The 19,351-nt window shown below is 62.1% G+C and carries 18 protein-coding genes; 16 read left to right on the top strand and 2 right to left on the bottom strand.

From position 1 onward, the window contains the following. Positions 1-498 precede the first annotated feature (498 nt). The 12 genes from EJD88_RS02035 to EJD88_RS02090 all read left to right on the top strand — a co-directional run bounded on the left by EJD88_RS02035 (position 499) and on the right by EJD88_RS02090 (position 15,523). Complete coding sequence (locus EJD88_RS02035; RefSeq protein ID WP_112192894.1) at positions 499-909, top strand: MarR family winged helix-turn-helix transcriptional regulator; 411 nt, start codon at positions 499-501, stop codon at positions 907-909. After that, positions 906-2,984, top strand: a complete 2,079-nt coding sequence (locus tag EJD88_RS02040) for an FUSC family protein (RefSeq protein WP_158876518.1) — start codon at positions 906-908, stop codon at positions 2,982-2,984. The genes EJD88_RS02035 and EJD88_RS02040 overlap by 4 nt, the downstream gene beginning before the upstream one ends. Next, positions 2,981-3,190, top strand: a complete 210-nt coding sequence (locus tag EJD88_RS02045) for a DUF1656 domain-containing protein (RefSeq protein ID WP_003187469.1) — start codon at positions 2,981-2,983, stop codon at positions 3,188-3,190. Before EJD88_RS02040 ends, EJD88_RS02045 begins: the two co-directional genes overlap by 4 nt. Beyond that, positions 3,187-4,077 (top strand): efflux RND transporter periplasmic adaptor subunit, encoded by an 891-nt coding sequence (locus tag EJD88_RS02050; RefSeq protein WP_099584332.1) that lies wholly within the window; start codon positions 3,187-3,189, stop codon positions 4,075-4,077. Before EJD88_RS02045 ends, EJD88_RS02050 begins: the two co-directional genes overlap by 4 nt. Continuing rightward, positions 4,074-5,516 (top strand): efflux transporter outer membrane subunit, encoded by a 1,443-nt coding sequence (locus EJD88_RS02055; RefSeq protein WP_158876520.1) that lies wholly within the window; start codon positions 4,074-4,076, stop codon positions 5,514-5,516. Before EJD88_RS02050 ends, EJD88_RS02055 begins: the two co-directional genes overlap by 4 nt. A gap of 81 nt (positions 5,517-5,597) precedes the next feature. Next, positions 5,598-6,230, top strand: coding sequence for an NADH:ubiquinone oxidoreductase subunit N (locus EJD88_RS02060; RefSeq protein WP_112192895.1), 633 nt, complete (start codon positions 5,598-5,600; stop codon positions 6,228-6,230). A gap of 146 nt (positions 6,231-6,376) precedes the next feature. Then, positions 6,377-7,873 (top strand): YdgA family protein, encoded by a 1,497-nt coding sequence (locus EJD88_RS02065; RefSeq protein WP_099584335.1) that lies wholly within the window; start codon positions 6,377-6,379, stop codon positions 7,871-7,873. 298 nt (positions 7,874-8,171) lie between these two features. Next, a complete protein-coding gene (pgaA, locus tag EJD88_RS02070; RefSeq protein ID WP_158876522.1) occupies positions 8,172-10,652 on the top strand; it encodes a poly-beta-1,6 N-acetyl-D-glucosamine export porin PgaA in 2,481 nt (826 codons plus the stop codon). A 12-nt stretch (positions 10,653-10,664) separates the two neighbouring features. Beyond that, on the top strand, positions 10,665-12,662 hold the full coding sequence (gene pgaB / locus EJD88_RS02075; protein WP_158876525.1) for a poly-beta-1,6-N-acetyl-D-glucosamine N-deacetylase PgaB: 1,998 nt from the start codon (positions 10,665-10,667) through the stop codon (positions 12,660-12,662). Positions 12,663-12,664: 2 nt separating this feature from the next. Then, the gene (pgaC, locus tag EJD88_RS02080; RefSeq protein WP_099584338.1) at positions 12,665-14,005 is read left to right on the top strand and encodes a poly-beta-1,6-N-acetyl-D-glucosamine synthase; all 1,341 of its coding nucleotides are present in this window, start codon (positions 12,665-12,667) and stop codon (positions 14,003-14,005) included. Between the two features lie 2 nt (positions 14,006-14,007). Further along, positions 14,008-14,490, top strand: a complete 483-nt coding sequence (gene pgaD, locus EJD88_RS02085; RefSeq protein WP_099584339.1) for a poly-beta-1,6-N-acetyl-D-glucosamine biosynthesis protein PgaD — start codon at positions 14,008-14,010, stop codon at positions 14,488-14,490. Positions 14,491-14,902: 412 nt separating this feature from the next. Continuing rightward, the gene (locus tag EJD88_RS02090) at positions 14,903-15,523 is read left to right on the top strand and encodes a hypothetical protein (RefSeq protein ID WP_158876527.1); all 621 of its coding nucleotides are present in this window, start codon (positions 14,903-14,905) and stop codon (positions 15,521-15,523) included. Between the two features lie 90 nt (positions 15,524-15,613). Here EJD88_RS02090 and EJD88_RS02095 read toward each other — a convergent pair whose 3' ends face one another. Together EJD88_RS02095 and EJD88_RS02100 are read right to left on the bottom strand one after the other, a co-directional pair. Further along, positions 15,614-16,201 (bottom strand): hypothetical protein, encoded by a 588-nt coding sequence (locus EJD88_RS02095; RefSeq protein ID WP_158876530.1) that lies wholly within the window; start codon positions 16,199-16,201, stop codon positions 15,614-15,616. A 16-nt stretch (positions 16,202-16,217) separates the two neighbouring features. Further along, a complete protein-coding gene (locus EJD88_RS02100; RefSeq protein ID WP_158876532.1) occupies positions 16,218-16,829 on the bottom strand; it encodes a hypothetical protein in 612 nt (203 codons plus the stop codon). Positions 16,830-17,002: 173 nt separating this feature from the next. Between EJD88_RS02100 and EJD88_RS02105 the strand changes: the two genes are divergently transcribed. Genes EJD88_RS02105 through EJD88_RS02120 form a run of 4 tightly spaced genes read left to right on the top strand, consistent with a single transcriptional unit; the run spans position 17,003 to position 19,342 of the window. Next, positions 17,003-17,584 carry a hypothetical protein gene (locus EJD88_RS02105; RefSeq protein ID WP_099584343.1) on the top strand — a complete coding sequence of 194 codons (582 nt, stop codon included), beginning with the start codon at positions 17,003-17,005 and terminating at the stop codon, positions 17,582-17,584. Beyond that, the gene (locus EJD88_RS02110; protein ID WP_244653407.1) at positions 17,584-18,303 is read left to right on the top strand and encodes a CsgG/HfaB family protein; all 720 of its coding nucleotides are present in this window, start codon (positions 17,584-17,586) and stop codon (positions 18,301-18,303) included. The genes EJD88_RS02105 and EJD88_RS02110 overlap by 1 nt, the downstream gene beginning before the upstream one ends. A gap of 29 nt (positions 18,304-18,332) precedes the next feature. Beyond that, positions 18,333-18,695 (top strand): DUF4810 domain-containing protein, encoded by a 363-nt coding sequence (locus tag EJD88_RS02115; RefSeq protein ID WP_032884856.1) that lies wholly within the window; start codon positions 18,333-18,335, stop codon positions 18,693-18,695. Further along, on the top strand, positions 18,692-19,342 hold the full coding sequence (locus EJD88_RS02120) for a DUF799 domain-containing protein (protein WP_099584345.1): 651 nt from the start codon (positions 18,692-18,694) through the stop codon (positions 19,340-19,342). Before EJD88_RS02115 ends, EJD88_RS02120 begins: the two co-directional genes overlap by 4 nt. The last annotated feature ends 9 nt before the right edge of the window (positions 19,343-19,351 follow it).

Genomic DNA, 19,351 nt, shown 5'->3' on the forward strand with positions numbered 1-19,351 from the left:
GGTCGATCAGCTCTTGGGGAATGGATGGAAGGTCTCGCGGGGCCTCACGGGCCGGTTTCTTTTTGGTCGGCATACATGCACCTCTATCAACATGTTATGCCCGAACACAAAATTTATGACAGTCCCCTGACCGGCCAAGAGACCTGAGAACCCATCAAGTCTGTGGCACAACCTCATCTGACATCCAAAACCGCCGCACTGGTCTCCCTGCCCTATGGCCTCGACATGATGGAAAATCCAGCAAGCCGACACCGATCCAAATGTGGGAGGGGGCTTGCCCCCGATGAGGGAGTGCCAGCGCATGCATCAATGACTGGCCCGCCGCAATCGTGGGCAAGCCCCCTCTCACATGGGTTTTGCGCTGCTGCCACTGAAACGCTCCACCCATCGCTAAATTGTTTCAAAACTTGACGGAACAACCACCCTCCATCATATTGATAGTTAGCAAACTAACTGTATGCGAACTATCCAGTGCCTCAATCCCTCGAACAACTCCAGATGAACCTCAGCAGCAGCATGGTGGTGGGCGCCCGTAACTGGCGCAAAATCTGCCAGACCACGCTGGTGAGCTATGGCATCTCCGAAGCCTGCGCCGTGCCGCTCTTGATGATCGGTCGTTTGGGCGACGGTGTGCATCAGGTCAAAGTGGCCCAGGCGTCCGGGATGGAAAGCCCGTCCCTGGTGCGCCTGCTGGATCGCCTGTGCAGTGACGGCTACGTGTGCCGTACCGAAGACGTCCACGACCGCCGCGCCAAGGCCTTGAGCCTCACCGAGCGTGGCCGTGAGTTGGTGCAAGCGGTTGAAGTGCAACTGGTGCGCCTGCGCCGCGAAGTGCTGGCGCAGATCGCACCCGCCGATATGGAAGCCGCGCTGCGTGTGCTGCGCGCCTTTGAGGCGGCGACGCTTTGAACGGGTTCTTTACCGGTTTTCCGCCCGCCCGCGACTGGTTCTACGGCGTGCGTACCTTCGCCGCGTCGATGATCGCGCTGTACATCGCCATGCTCATGCAAATGCCGCGTCCGTATTGGGCGATGGCCACGGTGTATATCGTCTCCAGCCCGTTTGTCGGCCCCACCAGCTCCAAGGCCCTGTACCGCGCCATTGGCACCTTGATGGGCGCGGCGGCGGCGGTGTTTTTTGTGCCGATGTTCGTGCAGTCACCCTACATTTTGGTAGTGGTGATCGCGCTGTGGACGGGCACTTTGCTGTTCCTCTCCATGCACCTGCGCACCGCCAACAACTATGCGCTAATGCTGGCCGGCTACACGCTGCCGCTGATCGCCCTGCCCGTGGTGGATAACCCGCTGGCGGTGTGGGATGTCGCCGAGGCGCGGACCGAAGAAATCTTCCTCGGCATTGCGGTCGCTGCCGTAGTGGGCGCGATGTTCTGGCCGCGCCGCCTGATGCCGGTATTCGATGGCTCGGTGGCCAAGTGGTTTGCCGATGCCCAGGTCTACAGCCAGCGCTTTCTGACGCGCAACGTGGCGCCGGAAGAGGTCAGCACCTTGCGCGGCGGCATGGTTGCCACCTTCAACACCCTTGAATTGATGATCGGCCAGTTGCCCCACGAAGGCGCGCGGCCGCAGACAGTGCACAACACCAAGGAACTGCGTGGGCGCATGATCCATCTGCTGCCGGTGGTGGATGCCCTGGATGATGCCCTGTACGCCATCGAACACCGTGCGCCGGAATTTCTAGACCGCATCAAGCCGATCCTGGAAGCCACCAGCCAATGGCTGGAAGGCGCCCAAGAAAGCGCACCCATGGAAAGCTGGCGCGCCCTGCGTGATCAGGTCGACGCCCTGCAACCCCAAGGCGAAGCGCTGGATGATCGCCACACCTTGTTGTATTCCAACGCGCTGTACCGCCTGGGCGAATGGATCGACCTGTGGCAAGACTGCCGCAGCCTGCAGGCCGCGATCCAGTGCGAAAGCCAAGACACCTGGCGCGCCGTGTACCGTCACTGGCGCCTGGGCCGGCTTACGCCATTCCTCGACCGTGGCCTGATGTTCTACTCGGCGTTTTCCACCGTCACCGCGATCATCGTCGCCTCGGTGCTGTGGATTCTGCTGGGCTGGACCGACGGCGGCAGCGCCGTGATCCTGGCCGCCGTGGCGTGCAGCTTCTTCGCGTCGATGGACGACCCGGCGCCGCAGATCTATCGGTTCTTTTTCTGGACCGCCATGTCGGTGCTGTTCGCCAGCCTGTACCTGTTTCTGGTGCTGCCCAACCTGCACGATTTTCCGATGCTGGTGCTGGCGTTCGCCGTGCCGTTTATCTGCATCGGCACCCTCACCGTGCAGCCGCGATTCTACTTGGGCATGTTGCTGACGCTGGTGAACACCTCGTCGTTTATCAGTATCCAGGGCGCCTACGACGCGGACTTCCTTAACTTCGCCAACGTCAATCTGGCCGGGCCTGTGGGCCTGCTGTTTGCCTTTGTGTGGACGTTGGTCGCACGGCCTTTTGGCGCCGAATTCGCGGCCAAGCGCCTGACCCGTTTCAGCTGGCGTGACATCGTCGGCCTCACCGAACCCGCCACCCTGGCTGAACACCGGCACTTGGCCGTGCAAATGCTCGATCGCCTGATGCAGCACCTGCCGCGCCTGGCCCTTACCGGCCAGGACACCGGCATCGCCCTGCGCGATTTGCGCGTGGCGCTGAACCTGCTCGACCTGCTGGCCTATTCGCCGCGCATCCTCGGCGTGCCACGGGTGTTGCTCAACCAAGTGGTGGAAGGCGTCGGCGCTTACTTCAAAGCCTGCCTCAAGGCGGGTGAACGCTTGCCCGCGCCCAGCGGTCTGCTGATGACCCTGGACCGCACGCGCCGCGCCCTCAACGGGCAAGGCCTGCAGGACGAAGACGACACCCGCCTGCACCTGTTGCACGCCTTGGCCGGCCTGCGCCTGGCGCTGTTGCCCGGCGTCGAATTTATTGGTGGCACGGAGCTGGAAGCGCCGCTGCCGGATGGAGCGCCTTTATGATCGGTGATCTGGATATCAGCGGGGTGTTCCTGCCCACGCTGCTGGTGCTGATGGGCATTACGTACGTGTTGTTCCTGGTGGTGCACGGGCTGTTGACGCGCATGCACTTCTATCGCCTGGTCTGGCACCGGGCATTGTTCAATGTGGGGCTCTACGCGCTGTTGCTGGGCGCGGTGGACTCACTCAGTCGATACCTGATGACATGAAAAAACCTTTTTTGACCATCGGCCGTGTAGTCCTGACGCTGTTGATCGTGAGCTTCGCGGTCGTCGTTGTGTGGCGCATGGTCATGTACTACATGTTTGCGCCCTGGACCCGCGACGGCCACATTCGTGCCGACATCGTGCAGATCGCCCCGGACGTGTCCGGGCTGATCCAGCGCGTGGACGTGCGCGACAACCAGTTGGTGACCAAGGGCCAGGTACTGTTTGCCGTCGACCAGGACCGCTTCAAGCTGGCCCTGCGCCAGGCCCAGGCCGCCGTGGCCGACCGCCAGGAAACCCTGGCCCAGGCCAGCCGCGAGTACAAGCGTAACCGTGGCCTCGGCAACCTGGTGCCCAGCGAGCAACTGGAAGAAAGCCAGTCCCGCGTGGCCCGTGCCCAGTCGGCCCTGGCCGAAGCGCAAGTGACGGTGGATTCGGCCCAACTCAACCTGGATCGCTCGGTGATCCGCAGCCCGGTGGACGGCTACGTCAACGACCGCGCGCCGCGTACCCAGGAATTCGTCACCGCTGGCCACCCAGTGCTGTCGGTGGTGGACAGCAATTCCTTCCATATCGACGGCTATTTCGAAGAGACCAAGCTCGACGGCATCCACGTCGGCATGGCCGTGGACATCCGCGTGATCGGCGACAACGCCCGCCTGCGCGGCCATGTGCAGAGCATCGTCGCCGGTATCGAAGACCGCGACCGCAGCAGCGGCTCCAACCTGCTGCCCAACGTCAACCCGGCGTTCAGTTGGGTACGCCTGGCCCAGCGGATTCCGGTGCGCATCGCCTTTGACGACGTGCCGGCGGACTTCCGTATGATCGCCGGGCGCACGGCCACGGTGTCGATCATTGGCGACAAGCCCAATGACGGAGCCACGCCATGAAGCAGCTGTTGGCAACCGCCGCGCTGGGTTTGTTGCTGTCGGCCTGCCAAGTGGTAGGCCCGGACTACACGCTGCCGGACAAGGCCGCCGTCAACCGTGGCGACCTGCAAGGGCCAATCGCGGGCGAGGGCGCCAACGTGGTGTCGGCGCCGGTGCCGAGCGACTGGTGGAAGCTGTACAAAGACCCGCGCCTGGACGAACTGGTGCGCCAAGCGATGGCCTCCAACACCGACCTGCGCGTGGCCGCTGCCAACTTGCAGCGTGCGCGTTTCCAGACCCAACAGGCTGAATCTGCCGGCGGCTGGAGCCTCGGCGCCAAGGCCGAGGCGCAGCGCCTGCAGGAGTCCGGCGAAGCATTTTTGCTGGCCGACAAAGTGCCGGTGGGTAACATCGGCAGCGTCGGCATCACTACCTCGTATCAATTCGACCTGTTCGGCACCTTGCAACGCGGCATCGAAAGCGCCCAGGCCAGCGCCGATGCGGCCCAGGCCGCTGCCGATATCGCACGCATCACCCTGGTGGCCGATGTGGTGCGTTCCTACACCCAAGTGTGCGCGGCCAACGAAGAACTGGCGATTGCCAACGAGTCCCTGGACCTGCAAGCCCAAAGCACCAAACTGACCCAGCGCCTGCGCGACGCCGGCCGTGGCGATGAAACCCAGGTCACCCGTTCGCAAACCCAGTACAAATCCCTGCGCGCCGACATGCCGCGCTACGAAGCGGCGCGCCAGGCCGGGTTGTTCCGCCTGTCGATGCTGCTGGCCAAGCCGCTGGACCAACTGCCAGCGGGCACCGGCAGATGCGCCGAGCTACCGCACATCGCCCAACTGCTGCCCGTGGGTGACGGCGCGGCGCTGCTCAAGCGCCGCCCCGACGTGCGCCAGGCGGAACGCCAACTGGCCGCCGCCACCGCTCGGATCGGCGTGGCCACTGGCGCCCTGTACCCGGACATCGCCATCGGCGCCACGGTGGGCACCGTCGGCCTGCTCGAAAACCTTGGCACGCCTGCGACCAACCGCTGGGGTTTTGGCCCGATGATCAGTTGGACCGTGCCGACCAACGGCGCCCGTGCCCGTGTCCACGAAGCCGAAGCCGCAACCCAGGGCGCCTTGGCGCATTTCGACGGAGTGGTACTCAACGCCATCCGCGAAACCCAGACCGGCCTGGCGCAATACACCGCGCAGTTGCAACGGCGCGACGCACTGGCCGAAGCGGGTGAGTCGGCCAAGGAAGCGGCGGGGCAGACCCACCGCTTCTTCCAGGCCGGCCGTGCGTCGTTCCTGGCGGACCTGCAAGCCACCCGCACCTACACCGACGTGCGGGCGCAGCTGGCGGCGGCCAACACCCAGGTTGCGATGAGTCAGATCGACCTGTTCCTGGCCTTGGGCGGCGGCTGGGAAAGCGGACGAACGCAACCTGCGCAAGCCAGCAAACCCTGAGCAGATAGCTATGCTTTGTCAGGTGGGGCGCCGTGATGCCCTGCCTGACACTGCTCGCGTTTGCTCATGGGGATTCCAATAATGAAAAACCCTTATGCTCCCGCTTTCTGGTGCGTGCTCTTCGCACTGGTGCTGTTATCGGCCGCGTATTTCTACGGCGTCATGCTCGCTCACCAGCTCGACAAGGCCATGGTCTTTCTCGACAGCGCCTGCCTGGTGATCGGTACCTTGTCCATCGGCGTGGTGGCCTGGGCTTCTTACCAGAATCAACGCATCAAGAAAAAACTCCTCGAACAAGGCAAGACCCGCGTGGCGATCTGGGACACCAAGGTTGCGCTGCGCCGGGTGGAAACGGTGTTCGACCGTTATTTCTGGGGCAGCTATTGGCAGCCGGGGCGCACGTTCCAGGAAGTCATGGGCGACCTCACCGGCACGCCGTTGGAAAAAAGCCTCGAAGTCCTGAAAAAACAGTGCGTGGCCCTCGATCAGCAGGTCGCCGAAGGTAGGCATTGGCTCAATAATGCGCGGGAATTGTCTGATGTTGCGACACAGATGGCCCGCGAACGCTACCAACTGGACTTCTGCGACCCCAAGGCCGACACCCCCGGCAATGCGGTGATACACCGCGAGTTTGAGGTGCTGGTGTACACCTGGACGGCGCGCTTGAAGAGTTTCGATCACCAGTTGGATGAAATCGAGCTGGAGTATTCCTGAACTACTACTGAACTGATCCCTCTGAAAGGCTGGGCCGTTTACGGCCGCCAGTGCTAATCTTCCCCCGCTTTCGGCGGGCTTGAGCCAACCCTTACAGGGTTCAAGGAAGACAGCCCACTTCTCACAGGATTTGATCAGGTCACTTCATGAATAAGCCAGCAGTCGTTCTTTTGGGTTTTGTTGTCGCCGTTGGCGTCGTCAGTGCAGGCGGCGCCTGGTACACCGGTAAACAACTGGAGCCGGTGCTGCAAACCGCGATCCAGAACGCCAACAAGGAACTGCAGACCTCCATGGCCGGCGTCGATGGCACCGTGGCCCTGGAGCTGGTCTCCCTGGATCGTGGGGTGTTCAGCAGCACCGCCCATTACCGCTTGAAAGGCCAAGGCTCGGTCTTCGGCGAAGACAACCCGAACCCGGAACTGCTGTTTGTCGACCATATCGAACACGGCCCGCTGCCGTTCTCGCGCCTGGTGACGCTCAAGTGGCTGCCGGTCATGGCCACCAGTCACTACGCGCTGGAAAAGAACGCCACTACCGAGAAGTGGTTCGCCGCCGCCAAAGACGTGTCGCCGCTCAAAGGCGTGGCCAATATCGGCTACACCCGTTCGGTCAACGGCAACATCGAGTTGCTGCCGCTGGAGTTCAAGGACGACAAATCGTCGGTGAGCTTCTCTGGCGCCAACATGAACTTCGACGGCACCGCTGAGGGCCAGAAGGTCAAGGCCGATGGCTTTATGAACAGCCTCAAGGTCGCCGCCGTGGATGCCAATGGCGAAGCCTTCGAAGCCGAGCTGTCGGGCCTGACCATCGCCAGCAATCTGGAAAAATCCACCTTCGGTTTCTACACCGGGCAAAACACCGTTGAGCTGACCGACAGCAAGTTCACCTTCGGCCCGCAGAAAGCCGTGCTGACCGTCAAAGGCTTCGAGCAGAAAGACTCCAGCGAAACCAAGGACAACAACCTGGCCGGCCGTGTCGACTACAAGATCGACGAGATCGGCTACCAAGGCAAACCCGTGGGTTCGGCGGCGCTGGCTGTGAGCATGAAGAATGTCGACATCCCGGCCATGCTGGTGCTGACCAAGCTTTACCAGGACAAGATGCAGCCGGTACAAGCCGCTGCCGCCGCCAACCAGCCGGCACCTGAGCTGCAACTGACCGAAGCCGAGCAAGCCCTGGCCGAAGCCAACGTCAACCAGGTCCTGGCCGCCAAGCCGCAAGTGGCGGTGGAAAACCTGTCGCTGAAAACCACCCACGGCGAAAGCAAGTTCAGCCTGCTGGTCGACCTGGCCAAGCCGGTGTCCATGGAGCTGCCACCGGTTGAACTGGGCAAGCAGATGATTGCGCTGCTGGACGCCAACCTGACCCTGTCCAAGCCGATGATCGCTGACGTTTCCGCGCTGCAAGCGCAACTCGGCGGCGTGACCGACCCGAAAGCCATCGAGCAACAATCCCAGATGGCCGCCGAGATGGTCAGCGGCATGGCGGTGGGCACGCAGTTGGCGACCCTGGTCGGCAGCGACGTGGTGTCCAAGTTGCACTACGCCAACAATGAAGTGACGTTCAACGGCCAGAAGATGACTGTCGAGCAATTCATTGGTTTTGTGATGGCCAAAGTTGGTGCGGTGAGCGGCGCGCAGTAAATAATCTGCCCTGGCTCGCAAATAAATAATGGGGCAGCGGGCCTGCCCGCAACAGAGGTCAAACGGCTGGCGTTCATGCGTACCGAGCCCTTCTGTTGCAGGCAAGTCTGCTCCCGCATTCACATTTCAGATTTGCCCGCAATTCTGAACAATTGTTCTGAATTGGACTTCTGCCAACTTTCCTAAGAGATAGTTCACACAGGAAAGCTAGGCCGGGTCATTAGACGCCGGCACCCTGCAGCGAATCGCGCAGGACCACCTATCGTTACAGCTTTCCGTGTGTAAGGAAGCTCACGATATGTTGCGAAACCTACCACTCAGTGCATCAGGCCGGTTGCGACTGCTCGTCGGGGCAGCTTTATGCAGCCAGCTATTGATGCCCGCTTTCGCCATGGCCGATCCGGCCTATGACGCGCTGATCATCCAGGCGCGCAACGGCAACTTCACACCCGCCCTTACCCAATTGCGTCAGCTGTCGGCCGAGCGCCAGACGCCAGGCCAGGTCAGCGATCATGTGGTGATCGCCGGTTGGGCCGGCCAGGATGCTGAAGTACTTAAGGTGTACGAGGCCGAGGGTAAACATCGCAACCTCAGCACCCAGGCGCTCGCCACCGTGGCGCGCACCTATCGCAATCAAAAGCAGTGGGCCCAGGCAGAGGCGGTCTATCGCCAGGCGCTGCTGCGTGAGCCAAATAACATCGACCTGCAACTGGGCCTCGCCCTGACCCAGGCCGACGGTGGCAAGACCACCGAAGCCGTGCAACGCACCCGTGCGCTGGTGGCCGCCAAGCCCGATGACCCCAACCGGCGCATGGCCCTGGGGTACGCGCTGACCCGCGCCGGCTTGAACTACGACGCGTTGTTTGAATTCGACCAGGCGTTTATCCGCGCCGGCGCCAAGCCTGAAGTCGCCCGCGAATACATCGTTGCCCTGCAAAAGGCCCGCCTGCCGGAAGCCGCGTTGCGCCTGTCGGCCCAACGTCCCGGCCTGCTGGACCCGGTCACTCAACGGCGCCTGGAAGGCGACCTCGCCGCCGAGCGCGTGCGCATGGCCGAGTTCGCCACGCGCAGCGAAAAAGACCGCTACGTGATTGCCGACCGCGCCCTGGCGGATTACGACAAACTGCTCGCCCGCTGGACCCCGGACGCCGCCGCCCATGACGACGTGGTGCGCTGGCGCATCGACCGCCTGGGTGCGCTCAAGGCGCGGGCGCGTACCGCCGAAGTGATCCGTGAGTACGAAATTCTTAAAGGCGAAGGCGTGCAATTGCCGACCTACGCCGTGCGCTGGGTGGCCGCGTCCTACCTCGACCAACGCCAGCCGGAAAAAGCCGAGCCGCTGTATCGCCAGGCCCTGAGCGCCACCGACGCCGAGCCCGATGACCGGGTCGAAGACACCACTGCGTTGTTCTACGCCTTGCAGGAAAGCGACAAAGGCGAGGACGCCAACGAGGTTGCCAAGGGGCTCGCCAACAGCCAGAAACCCCGTGTCGAACTCAAGGGTCTGCCCGTCGGCAACCCCAACGACGCGTGGATGGACGCCCAGCAACTGTCGGCCCAGGCCGGCGTCTACGGCGGCGACCTGCCGGGCAGCGAAGCCGGTTTGGAAGCGCTGGTCGCCAAGGCTCCGGGTAACGTCGGCCTGCGCCTGGCCCAGGCCGACATGTACCGCGCCCGTGATCTGCCACGGCGCGCCGAAGGCATCCTCAAGGAAACCGAAGCCCAGGCCCCGCGCGACATCGGCCTGGAAGTGAGCCAGGCGTACACCGCGATGGACCTGCAGGAGTGGCGCCAGCTCGACGTGCTCACCGACGACGTGGTTGCGCGCAACCCGGACAACCGCCAAGTGCAGCGCCTCAGCCGCCTGCGCGATGTGCATGACATGGCTGAGCTGCGCGTCGAGGCCTACACCGGTAAAAGCTTCGGCGGCGGTAACGACAGCGAGGCAGGGGCGGTTTCGGGGAGTCGTGACTGGGGCATCGAAAGCCGTCTCTACACGCCGCCCATCGACGAAGACTGGCGCCTGTTCGCGGGTGCCGGCTACGCCCGTGCAGATTTCGAAGAGGGCACCGGCCAGCATCGCTGGCAGGTGGTCGGTGTAGAGCGGCGCACCCGCGACATGACCATCGAAGCCGAGGTCTCCAACCATTCCTATGGCGATGGCTCCAAACAAGGCGCCGCGATTTCGATTGCCCGCGACATCAACGACCACTGGCAATACGGCGGCAGCCTCGGCTACCTGCTAAGCACCACGCCGTTGCGCGCGCTGAATGACGGCATCACGGCCAACGGCGGCAGCGGGTTTGTCCGCTGGCGCGCCAACGAAAGCCGCGAGTGGAAACTGACCCTCAGCCCGTCCCATTTCAGCGACGGCAACGACCGCTTCGAAGCCTTGCTCAGCGGCCGCGAGGGCCTCTACAGCTCGCCGAGGGTGCAAGTCGACCTGGGCCTGGAAGTCGGCGCCAGCCGCAACAGCAAGGAAGACACGGTGTACTTCAATCCGAAGTCGGATTTCACCGTGCTGCCCGTCCTCACCATCAACCATGTGCTTTATCACCGCTACGAGACCCAGTGGAGTCAGCAGTTCCAGGTCGGTGCGGGTACGTATAGCCAGCGTGATTACTCCACCGGCGGCATGGCGTTGATCGGCTACGGCCAACGCTATCGCTGGAACGATGTACTGGACGTTGGCGCCAACCTGAGCCTGATCAGCCGACCTTACGACGGTGATCGCGAACGCGATCTGCGCCTGCTCGTCGACCTCACTTACCGTTTCTAAAAGAGCCTGACCATGACCTTCCTCAGCCGTTGCTTGTTGGTTCTGGGTGTATTGCTGGCCAGTGCCTGCGCCCAGCAACCCGCACCTTTCACTCCACCCGCCGAGCGGCCGATCCCGCTCAACGAACAGGCGTGGCCGAAAAACCATTTCCTGGGCATTGCCTACCACGACGTGTCGGATCGCGATCCCGACCAGGCCGTGGTGGCGGTGCGCACCGAGCGTTTGATCGAACAATTGGCCTGGCTGCGCGAGAACGGCTACCAGGCGGTCAGCGTTGACCAAATCCTGGCCGCCCGCCGTGGCGGCCCGGCATTGCCGCCCAAAGCCATCATGCTCAGCTTCGACGATGGCTATTCGAGCTTCTACACCCGCGTGCTGCCGATTTTGCGCGCCTACCACTGGCCGGCCCTGCTGGCGCCAGTGGGCAGTTGGATCGACACACCGCTCAACCAGCCGGTGGACTTTGCCGGCTCGCCCCGGCCGCGTGGCGAGTTCCTGACCTGGCAGCAGATTCGCGAAGTGTCCCAGTCCGGCCTGGTGGAAATCGCCGCGCACACCGACGCCAATCACAAAGGCATCCTCGCCAACCCCCAGGGCAACCTGGAGCCGGCGGCGACCTCGTTGCGTTTTGACCCGGCTACCGGGCGTTATGAAAGCCAGGCGCAGTTCGATGCGCGGTTGCGTGCGGATGTGGTGGCGATCTCCAACAAAATCCAAACCGTGACCGGCAAGAAGCCACGGGTCTGGGTATGGCCATACGGCGCGGCCAAAGGCACCTCGCTGGCCATTGTCGGCGAGCAGGGCTACCAGATGGCCCTGACCCTGGAAGACGGCCTCGACAGCTCCGATAACCTGATGAACAGCCCGCGCTTCCTGGTGGCTTCCGACCCGGACGGCGAGCATTTCGCCAACAGCATTGTCGCGGTGCAAACTCCGGCACCGCTGCGGGTGCTGCATGTGGACCTGGATAACGTCTACGACCCGGATGCCGCCCAACAAGCGCGCAACCTCGACCAGTTGGTACAACGCGTGGTGGACATGGGCGCCGGTACCGTATTCCTGCAAGCCTTCGCCGACCCCAAGGGTGACGGCCTGGTGCACTCGCTGTACTTCCCCAACCGCCACTTGCCGATGCGCGCCGACCTGTTCAACCGCGTCGCCTGGCAGCTGCACACCCGTGCCCATGCCAGCGTGTATGCCTGGATGCCAGTGCTGAGTTTTGCCCTTGATCCCAAGCTGCCGCGTGTGACGCGCTGGGACCCGGAAACCGGCAAGGTGGGCATCGACCCGGATCAATACAAGCGCCTGTCGCCGTTCGACCCGCAAGTGCGCAAAATCATTGGCGAGCTCTATGAAGACCTGGCGCGCAACAGTGCCATCGACGGGGTGCTGTACCACGACGACGCGGTGTTCTCGGACTTCGAAGATGCCAGCCCCGCCGCACTCAAGGCCTATGCCGCCAACGGCCTGCCGGGCAGCATCGAGGCCCTGCGCGCCGACCCTGCGGCGATGCAGCGCTGGACGCGCTTCAAGAGCCGCTACCTGATCGACTTCACCAATGAGCTGACCGCCAAGGTCCGCGCCATTGCCGGGCCGCAGGTGCTGACCGCGCGCAATATCTTCGCGCAGCCGATGCTCAATCCCGAAAGCGAAGCCTGGTTCGCGCAGAACCTTGATGACTTCCTGCAGACCTACGACTGGACCGCGCCCATGGCCATGCCGCTGATGGAAGGCGAGACGCTGAAAAACTCCAACGCCTGGCTGGAAAAGCTGGTTGCGACGGTCAAGGCCCGCCCCGGTGCGATGCAGCGAACCGTATTCGAGCTGCAAGCCAAAGACTGGCGCACCCCGGATGCCCCTGACCTGTCCGCCGCGCAAATGGCTGAATGGATGGGTGTACTCAAGCGCCAGGGTGTCACGAGTTTTGGCTACTACCCGGACAACTTCCTGGAAAATTCCCCGGACCTGAAGACTGTGCGTCCGGCCCTTTCCAACCAATGGAACCCTTGACCATGTTCGACAGAATCCTGGCTTTATTCGTGCTGGCACTGGTCTTGGGCGTGCCCCTGGGCCTGATCTTCCTGGTCACCGGGCAGTTCCTGATGGACTTCGTGTTCTTCTACCCGCTGTTCATGTCGGCGTTGTGGATTGCCGGCGGCTTGTACTTCTGGCTGCACTGGGAGCGCCACTGGCCTTGGGAAGAAGACACCCCGGCGCCGACCCTGGCCGGCAACCCGCTGATCTCGATCATCATCCCTTGCTACAACGAGGGAGATAACGCCGCCGACACCATCCATGCGGCGCTCGGTCAGCTGTACACGAACATCGAAGTGATCGCAGTCAACGACGGTTCCAAAGACAACACCGCCGCCGTGCTCGATGCCCTGGCGCTGGAACATCCCCGCCTGCGGGTGCTGCACCTGGCGCAGAACCAGGGCAAGGCCGTGGCCTTGCGCATGGGCGCCGTGGCGGCGCGCAGTGAGTACCTGGTGTGCATCGACGGCGATGCGCTGCTTGATAAAAACGCAGCGGCCTACATGGTCGCGCCGATGCTCGACAACCCGCGCCTGGGCGCCGTGACCGGCAACCCACGCATCCGCACACGCTCGACCTTGATCGGCCGCGTGCAGGTGGGCGAGTTCTCCTCGATCATCGGCTTGATCAAGCGCACCCAGCGCGTGTTCGGGCGGATCTTCACCGTGTCGGGTGTGGTGGTGGCGTTCCGTAAAAAGGCGCTGGACCGTATCGACTACTGGTCCACCGACATGATCACCGAAGACATCGACGTCAGCTGGAAGCTGCAACTGGACCACTGGAGCATCTTCTACGAGCCGCGCGCACTGTGCTGGATCCTGATGCCCGAAACCGTCGGCGGCCTGTGGAAACAACGCCTGCGCTGGGCCCAGGGTGGTGCCGAAGTGTTGTTCAAAAACATTCGTGGCATCTGGCAATGGCGTCACCGCTACCTGTGGCCGCTGTTGTTCGAATACTGCCTGTCCACCGGCTGGGCCTTCACCTTCATGCTGTCGGTGATCTTTTGGGGCGTGGGTAAGTTCATCCCGCTGCCCCAGGCCATCGCCGTGGACTCACTGATGCCGCCGGCGTTTACCGGCCTGGTGTTGGCGATGGTGTGCCTGCTGCAATTTGCAGTCAGCATCCTGATCGACCGCCGCTACGAGAAAGACCTGTGGAAAACCCTGTTCTGGACCGTGTGGTACCCGATGGTGTTCTGGCTGGTCAGCCTGTTCACCACGTTGGTCAGTTTTCCCAAGGTGCTGTTCAACCAGCACCAGAAACGCGCGCGTTGGGTCAGCCCCGATCGCGGTATCAAACCTGTTGAAGAGGAGGCGTGATCATGAAACTGGTCAGAACTCGCCAAAGTACCGTGATGTGGATCATCGACGTGATCCTGACCCTGATGGCCTGGGCCGGACTGGTCTGGCTGCTGGCGCGTGGGATCACCTCGATGCTCGACACCCACGGCGGCCCGCGCATCGAGGCGCCGATCTTCGCCGCGCTCAACACCTTGCAGATCTACCTGTGGATCGCATTGTTCAACGCCGTGATCCTGGTCTCCTGGGCGCGCTACCAGCAACGCAAGGGGCGCAAATTCGCCCAGCGCCGCGCCGAGGCCAAGGCCCTCAGCGACAAGCGCCTGAGCGAAAGCTTCAGCCTGGCGGAGGGCGACCTGGAGCAACTGCGCCGGCCAGGCGTGTTGGTGATCCACAACGACGAAGAGGGCGGCGTGTCGGAAGTCAAAGCCCATGTCTCCCGTGACGTGGAAAAGCCGGGGTTGACCCTCGTGCCTGGCGCAACCCAAAGCAAAGACGCCAGCTAAGGCTGTAAACCCAATCCAATGTGGGAGGGGGCTTGCCCTAATGCCAGTCAGTTAAGGACGAACGCCGTACCTGTGGCGAGGGAGCTTGCTCCCGCTGGGCTGCGATATAGGTGGTCCGTTCCTTGTTCACAAAGAATGGGACTGCTGCGCAGTCCAACGGGAGCAAACTCTTATCAAACAAAATATAACCCATTGTTTTTGCTCTTAAAAAATCAAGCTGCCTTGACCAGTTGCTTCCCCAGCTTGCGCGCTTTTCGTTCTAAAGCGCGCAGTTGGCGGTCACGGCTCTTCTCCTCAAATGCTTCAAGTCCCTTTTCCACAATAAGCCGGAGTGGCACCTTATGGACGCAAATCCCCCGCTATGCGCCTGACCTTTCCGGCCCGCAATTATTTAGACCCAAGGAAGCTGTCAATGAAACTGTATCGTCTGTTTATCTCACTCACTGCACTGGCGACCTGCACCAGCAGCTTCGCTGCGGCGCCTGCCCTGCAAAATTTTCTCGCCTGCGACCAGAACTCCCTGGCGGTGGTAAGCCAGGCAGGGCTCACGGAACGTGTCGCCCATAAGGTGGCGAACGGCAAGATCACGCTCAGCGGCGGCACAAAGTCCGATATGGGCCAGCGCTGGATGTTCGACACGCCACTGACGCTTGACGGTATGACCTTGACCGGCTTTTTCGCCGAAGACCAGGACCTGATGGGCTCGCGCATCATCAACTGGGGTTTCTACACCGAACAGGCGCCCGACGCGCTTTACGCACAGCTGAGTAAAGTACCGGGTACGGCGTTGGAGAAAGCCAACGGTATCTACGCGCGTGCGCAGATCTGGTCGCACAAGCAATCAGCCTGGGTGCCGGAAGGCGGCGATGACAACGCGGGCAAGCTGGTCACCGATACGGCCGAACGCATCTTGATGGTCGAGCCCGCACCCGGTGACTTGGCCAAGACCAGTAATGGCATGATCACCTGCTCGGTTCAGGGCGCGGTGAGCGCAGCGATGCTCAAGACCACTCGACCTGACCTGATCAAGTGAGCTGAGGCCGGTAGCGATACCGCAGGCATGCTGAATGCCTGCGGTGTTCTCTGGTTTTTCGCGAGCAAGCTCGCTCCTACAGGGGCGGGGTTACAGCAACTTGCGCTGCACCGCCTCATCCAGCGTACTGCGCGTCAACGCCTCGACCACTTCCCGTGTGTCGCTTTGGAACGGGATGCCCACGATCAGCACCAGATGCATCCAGGTGCGCACCGATTCGCTCTTTTTGACGCGGCCCAGTTCCTTGCCATCCTTGTCCTTGAACACTGTCTCCAGGGTGAAGATGTTTTTCGCCGTGGTCGGGATAACGAAGAACGTGAAACCGGTGATAAACGCCGACACCGGGCTGTATTCCTCGTTGTTGTGCAGCGTGGCATCCACGTAGATGTCCGAGTCGACCTTGTCGGTACTCACCCGCGAAAAGCGCTGGGAGTCACGATACGAATCGGCCACGGCCTTTTCCCACATCACCACCGGGGCGCCGACGGCTGCGTTGCCCGGGCCGCCGTTGACGTGGTTCTGCGCGGTAGTGTGCACATACGCCGTGGGCTTTTGCGCCGGTGCGTTGGCGGTCGGTGGCCAGGTCTGTACGGCGGGCAGTTCGTGCTGCGAGTAGGACACGCAACCGGTCAGCAAGACCGCTGCGAGTACCAGGCTGTGTTTGATCAATCCTTTCATGTTTCGCTTCCTTTAATTACGGTTTGGCCAGGTTGGCAGTGGCGGTGTCGAGCAATTGCCCGACCAGTTTGGTCAGCTGTTGGCCGCCCATTGAAGGCGCCCAATATTGGCCGCTGTACAGCCCGACGTTGTGCTCGAACTTGATCGAGTCCTTGGCCTTGGCCAGCTCTTTACCAGTGCGGTCGACAATCACCAGGTCGCCGGCCACCTCGAAGCTGTCCACGTAGATCGGGCCGTTGACCCAGATCCAGATGGTCAGCGTCAGCAGCGCGCCGGGGACGTACGCCGGGTGCGGTGCGCGATGGCCTTTGAGGGCGGTCATGTTGAATTTGAGTGTCACGTCCTGCTCGCCCAGGCGCACCGGATACTCGGTGACCTGTTTGAAGTAACCCCCAGTGCGCACGTACTGAGTGATCTGGGCCGTCAGGGAGCTGCTGATGGCAGCCTTGTTGGCCTCATTGACGTCGGCGGCGCTCACCGCCACATCAGCAATTTGCGCGCTGCGCGGGCTGCTGACAGCTACGGGGTGGAGCGGGGCGGCGATAGGGCCGGTGACGGTGTAGGAAACGCAGCCGGTCATCGACAGCGCGGCGAGCAGGGCCGAAGCCCGGAGAAGAACTTTAAACACGCAATATCCCTATTAATAAACAGACCCAACACAGTGTCTCGACCGCATGGTACACAACTTGAGAAATGTGCAGCGGCGCACGCAGGCGACCGAAAGCACTTGAGAAGCCCTCTCAACCCCGTAAAATGCCGCGATTGTTTAAAGCACGATACTTTTCAGGGACGAATTCAGACATGCGCGCGTTTGCCGTATTCCTCGTTGCCTGCCTGATGGCGGGCTGCGCCTCCAAGCCGGAGTACTATATTTCTCCGGCGCCGGTGACTATTCCCAAGACGGCCACTTACTGGCTCGATACCTTTGATGTTGAAGTGGTGGGCAAGAACGAGCGTTTTTTGCCGGATGACAAGGTGCGCCAGCAACTGGGCGTCGATCTGGTCGACCGCCTGCTCAGCGCCAAGCGTTATGCGACCAGCAAGGAAAAGGCCGATTACCTGTTGGACGTGAGCATCGTCTATACGCGCCATATCCCGGACTCCAAAGGTGGCCTCTCGACGTTGATCGTGGATGACAACACCATTCTGGCCGCTGTGGATTTCAGCTATCAGGTCAAGGTCAAGAAGGGGGCTGGCGAGGTGCTGCATTTTGCCAAGACGCGTAACAACCTTGTGCCCGCCGGTGTGATGGGTGAAGCACAAAAGTGGAGGACCATGGGCGGTATCATCACCAACTCCGGTAACTCCAGCGTCGAGCGTTTTTATACCGGCGTTTTGAGTCGCGACATCGTCGATGACCTGCGCGCCATTCCCTCTCGTTAATGCTGTCTACTACCGATTTATCACCCCAGGAGCACTACGTGAAAGCACTCTCCAAAATCCTGCTGTCAGGCCTCACCGCCGCAGCGCTGCTGACCGTGGCCGGTTGCGCCACCGAAAGCAATCGCGCCATGCCGGTGGAGCAGGTTGCCAGCGCCCACGTTGCCTATTCTGGCGTGCGCGTGCCGATTGCCGTGGGTAAGTTCGACAACCGCTCCAGCTACATGCGCGGCATCTTCTCCGACGGCGTCGACCGTCTCGGTGGCCAGGCCAAGACCATCCTCATCACCCACCTGCAGCAAACCAACCGCTTCAGCGTGCTGGACCGCGACAACATGGGCGAAATCTCCCAGGAAGCCGCGATCAAAGGCACCGCGCAGAAGCTCAAGGGCGCTGACTACGTAGTGACCGGCGACGTGACCGAGTTCGGCCGCAAAGAAACCGGCGACCGCCAGCTGTTCGGCATCCTCGGCCGTGGCAAAACCCAAGTGGCCTACGCCAAAGTTGCGCTGAATATCGTCAACATCAGCACCTCCGAAGTGGTGTATTCCACCCAGGGCGCCGGTGAATACGCGCTGTCCAACCGTGAAGTGGTCGGCTTCGGCGGCACCGCCAGCTACGACTCCACCCTCAATGGCAAGGTCCTGGACCTGGCCATGCGCGAAGCGATCAACCGCCTGGTCGACGGCATCAACGCCGGTGCCTGGAACCCACGCAACTGATCAGCAACACCTCAAGGAGCAGTACACGGATGAGCAAGGCAGTGAAGTTGGCGCTGATGCTGACAGCAATCGCGGCAGTCGCCGGGTGCCACACGGCGCCCCAACCCCTGTATCAATGGGAAAGCTACCAGCCGCAGGTTTATGAGTACTTCAAGGGCGAGCCCAAGGAAGCGCAGGTCGAGGCACTGGAACGCGATCTGCAAAAGATCAACGCCAGTGGCCGCAAGGCGCCGCCGGGTTACCACGCGCACCTGGGCATGCTCTACCTGAGCATGGGCAAGGATGATCAGATGGTGCAGGAGTTCCGCACCGAGAAAGCACTGTTTCCTGAGTCCGCCGCTTACATGGACTTTCTGCTGAAAAACGCCAAGACCGGAGTGGCCACCAAATGAGCCTGTTAAAACTCACTGGCGCCTTGCTGGCCCTGGCGTTGCTCGGCGGTTGTGCGACGCCCAAGACCGTGGATTACACGGCGTATAAACAGGCGCGGCCGAAGTCGATCCTCGTGCTGCCACCGATCAACGAATCCCCGGAAGTGCAGGCCTCGTACAGCCTGGTCTCGCAAGTGACCTACCCGCTGGCCGAAGCCGGTTACTACGTGTTGCCGATCGCTCTGGTGGACGAAACCTTCCGCCAGAACGGCCTGACCACCGCCAACGATATCCAGGGCCTGGCGCCGACCAAGCTGCATGACATCTTTGGCGCGGACGCGGCGCTGTACATCACCGTCAGCGAGTACGGCACCAAGTACATGCTGATCGCCAGCGACACCGCCGTGACCGCTTCGGCCAAACTGGTCGACCTGCGCACCGGCACCACCTTGTGGACCGGCACCGCACGCGCGTCCAGCGAGGAAGGCAACAACAACGGCGGTGGCCTGGTGGGCATGTTGATTACGGCGGCGGTAAAGCAGGTGATCAACAGCTCCACCGACGCAGCGCACCCGATTGCCGGTATCACCAGTGCGCGGTTGCTGTCACCGGGCCAACGTGCCGGGATCCTGTACGGCCCGCGCAACCCCAAGTACGGCACGGACTGAGTCAATAAC

Origin of the sequence: Pseudomonas sp. PB105, assembly GCF_009764655.1 — a bacterium.
GTDB classification, from domain to species: domain Bacteria; phylum Pseudomonadota; class Gammaproteobacteria; order Pseudomonadales; family Pseudomonadaceae; genus Aquipseudomonas; species Aquipseudomonas cyclaminis.

Bases quoted from the DNA above. Each gene is read 5' to 3' on its own strand.
- EJD88_RS02035 (WP_112192894.1), top strand. From the start codon at position 499: ATGAACCTCAGCAGCAGCATGGTGGTGGGCGCCCGTAACTGGCGCAAA.
- EJD88_RS02045 (WP_003187469.1), top strand. From the start codon at position 2,981: ATGATCGGTGATCTGGATATCAGCGGGGTGTTCCTGCCCACGCTGCTG.
- EJD88_RS02050 (WP_099584332.1), top strand. From the start codon at position 3,187: ATGAAAAAACCTTTTTTGACCATCGGCCGTGTAGTCCTGACGCTGTTG.
- EJD88_RS02055 (WP_158876520.1), top strand. From the start codon at position 4,074: ATGAAGCAGCTGTTGGCAACCGCCGCGCTGGGTTTGTTGCTGTCGGCC.
- EJD88_RS02060 (WP_112192895.1), top strand. From the start codon at position 5,598: ATGAAAAACCCTTATGCTCCCGCTTTCTGGTGCGTGCTCTTCGCACTG.
- EJD88_RS02065 (WP_099584335.1), top strand. From the start codon at position 6,377: ATGAATAAGCCAGCAGTCGTTCTTTTGGGTTTTGTTGTCGCCGTTGGC.
- pgaA (WP_158876522.1), top strand. From the start codon at position 8,172: ATGTTGCGAAACCTACCACTCAGTGCATCAGGCCGGTTGCGACTGCTC.
- pgaB (WP_158876525.1), top strand. From the start codon at position 10,665: ATGACCTTCCTCAGCCGTTGCTTGTTGGTTCTGGGTGTATTGCTGGCC.
- pgaC (WP_099584338.1), top strand. From the start codon at position 12,665: ATGTTCGACAGAATCCTGGCTTTATTCGTGCTGGCACTGGTCTTGGGC.
- pgaD (WP_099584339.1), top strand. From the start codon at position 14,008: ATGAAACTGGTCAGAACTCGCCAAAGTACCGTGATGTGGATCATCGAC.
- EJD88_RS02090 (WP_158876527.1), top strand. From the start codon at position 14,903: ATGAAACTGTATCGTCTGTTTATCTCACTCACTGCACTGGCGACCTGC.
- EJD88_RS02095 (WP_158876530.1), bottom strand. From the start codon at position 16,201: ATGAAAGGATTGATCAAACACAGCCTGGTACTCGCAGCGGTCTTGCTG.
- EJD88_RS02105 (WP_099584343.1), top strand. From the start codon at position 17,003: ATGCGCGCGTTTGCCGTATTCCTCGTTGCCTGCCTGATGGCGGGCTGC.
- EJD88_RS02110 (WP_244653407.1), top strand. From the start codon at position 17,584: ATGCTGTCTACTACCGATTTATCACCCCAGGAGCACTACGTGAAAGCA.
- EJD88_RS02115 (WP_032884856.1), top strand. From the start codon at position 18,333: ATGAGCAAGGCAGTGAAGTTGGCGCTGATGCTGACAGCAATCGCGGCA.
- EJD88_RS02120 (WP_099584345.1), top strand. From the start codon at position 18,692: ATGAGCCTGTTAAAACTCACTGGCGCCTTGCTGGCCCTGGCGTTGCTC.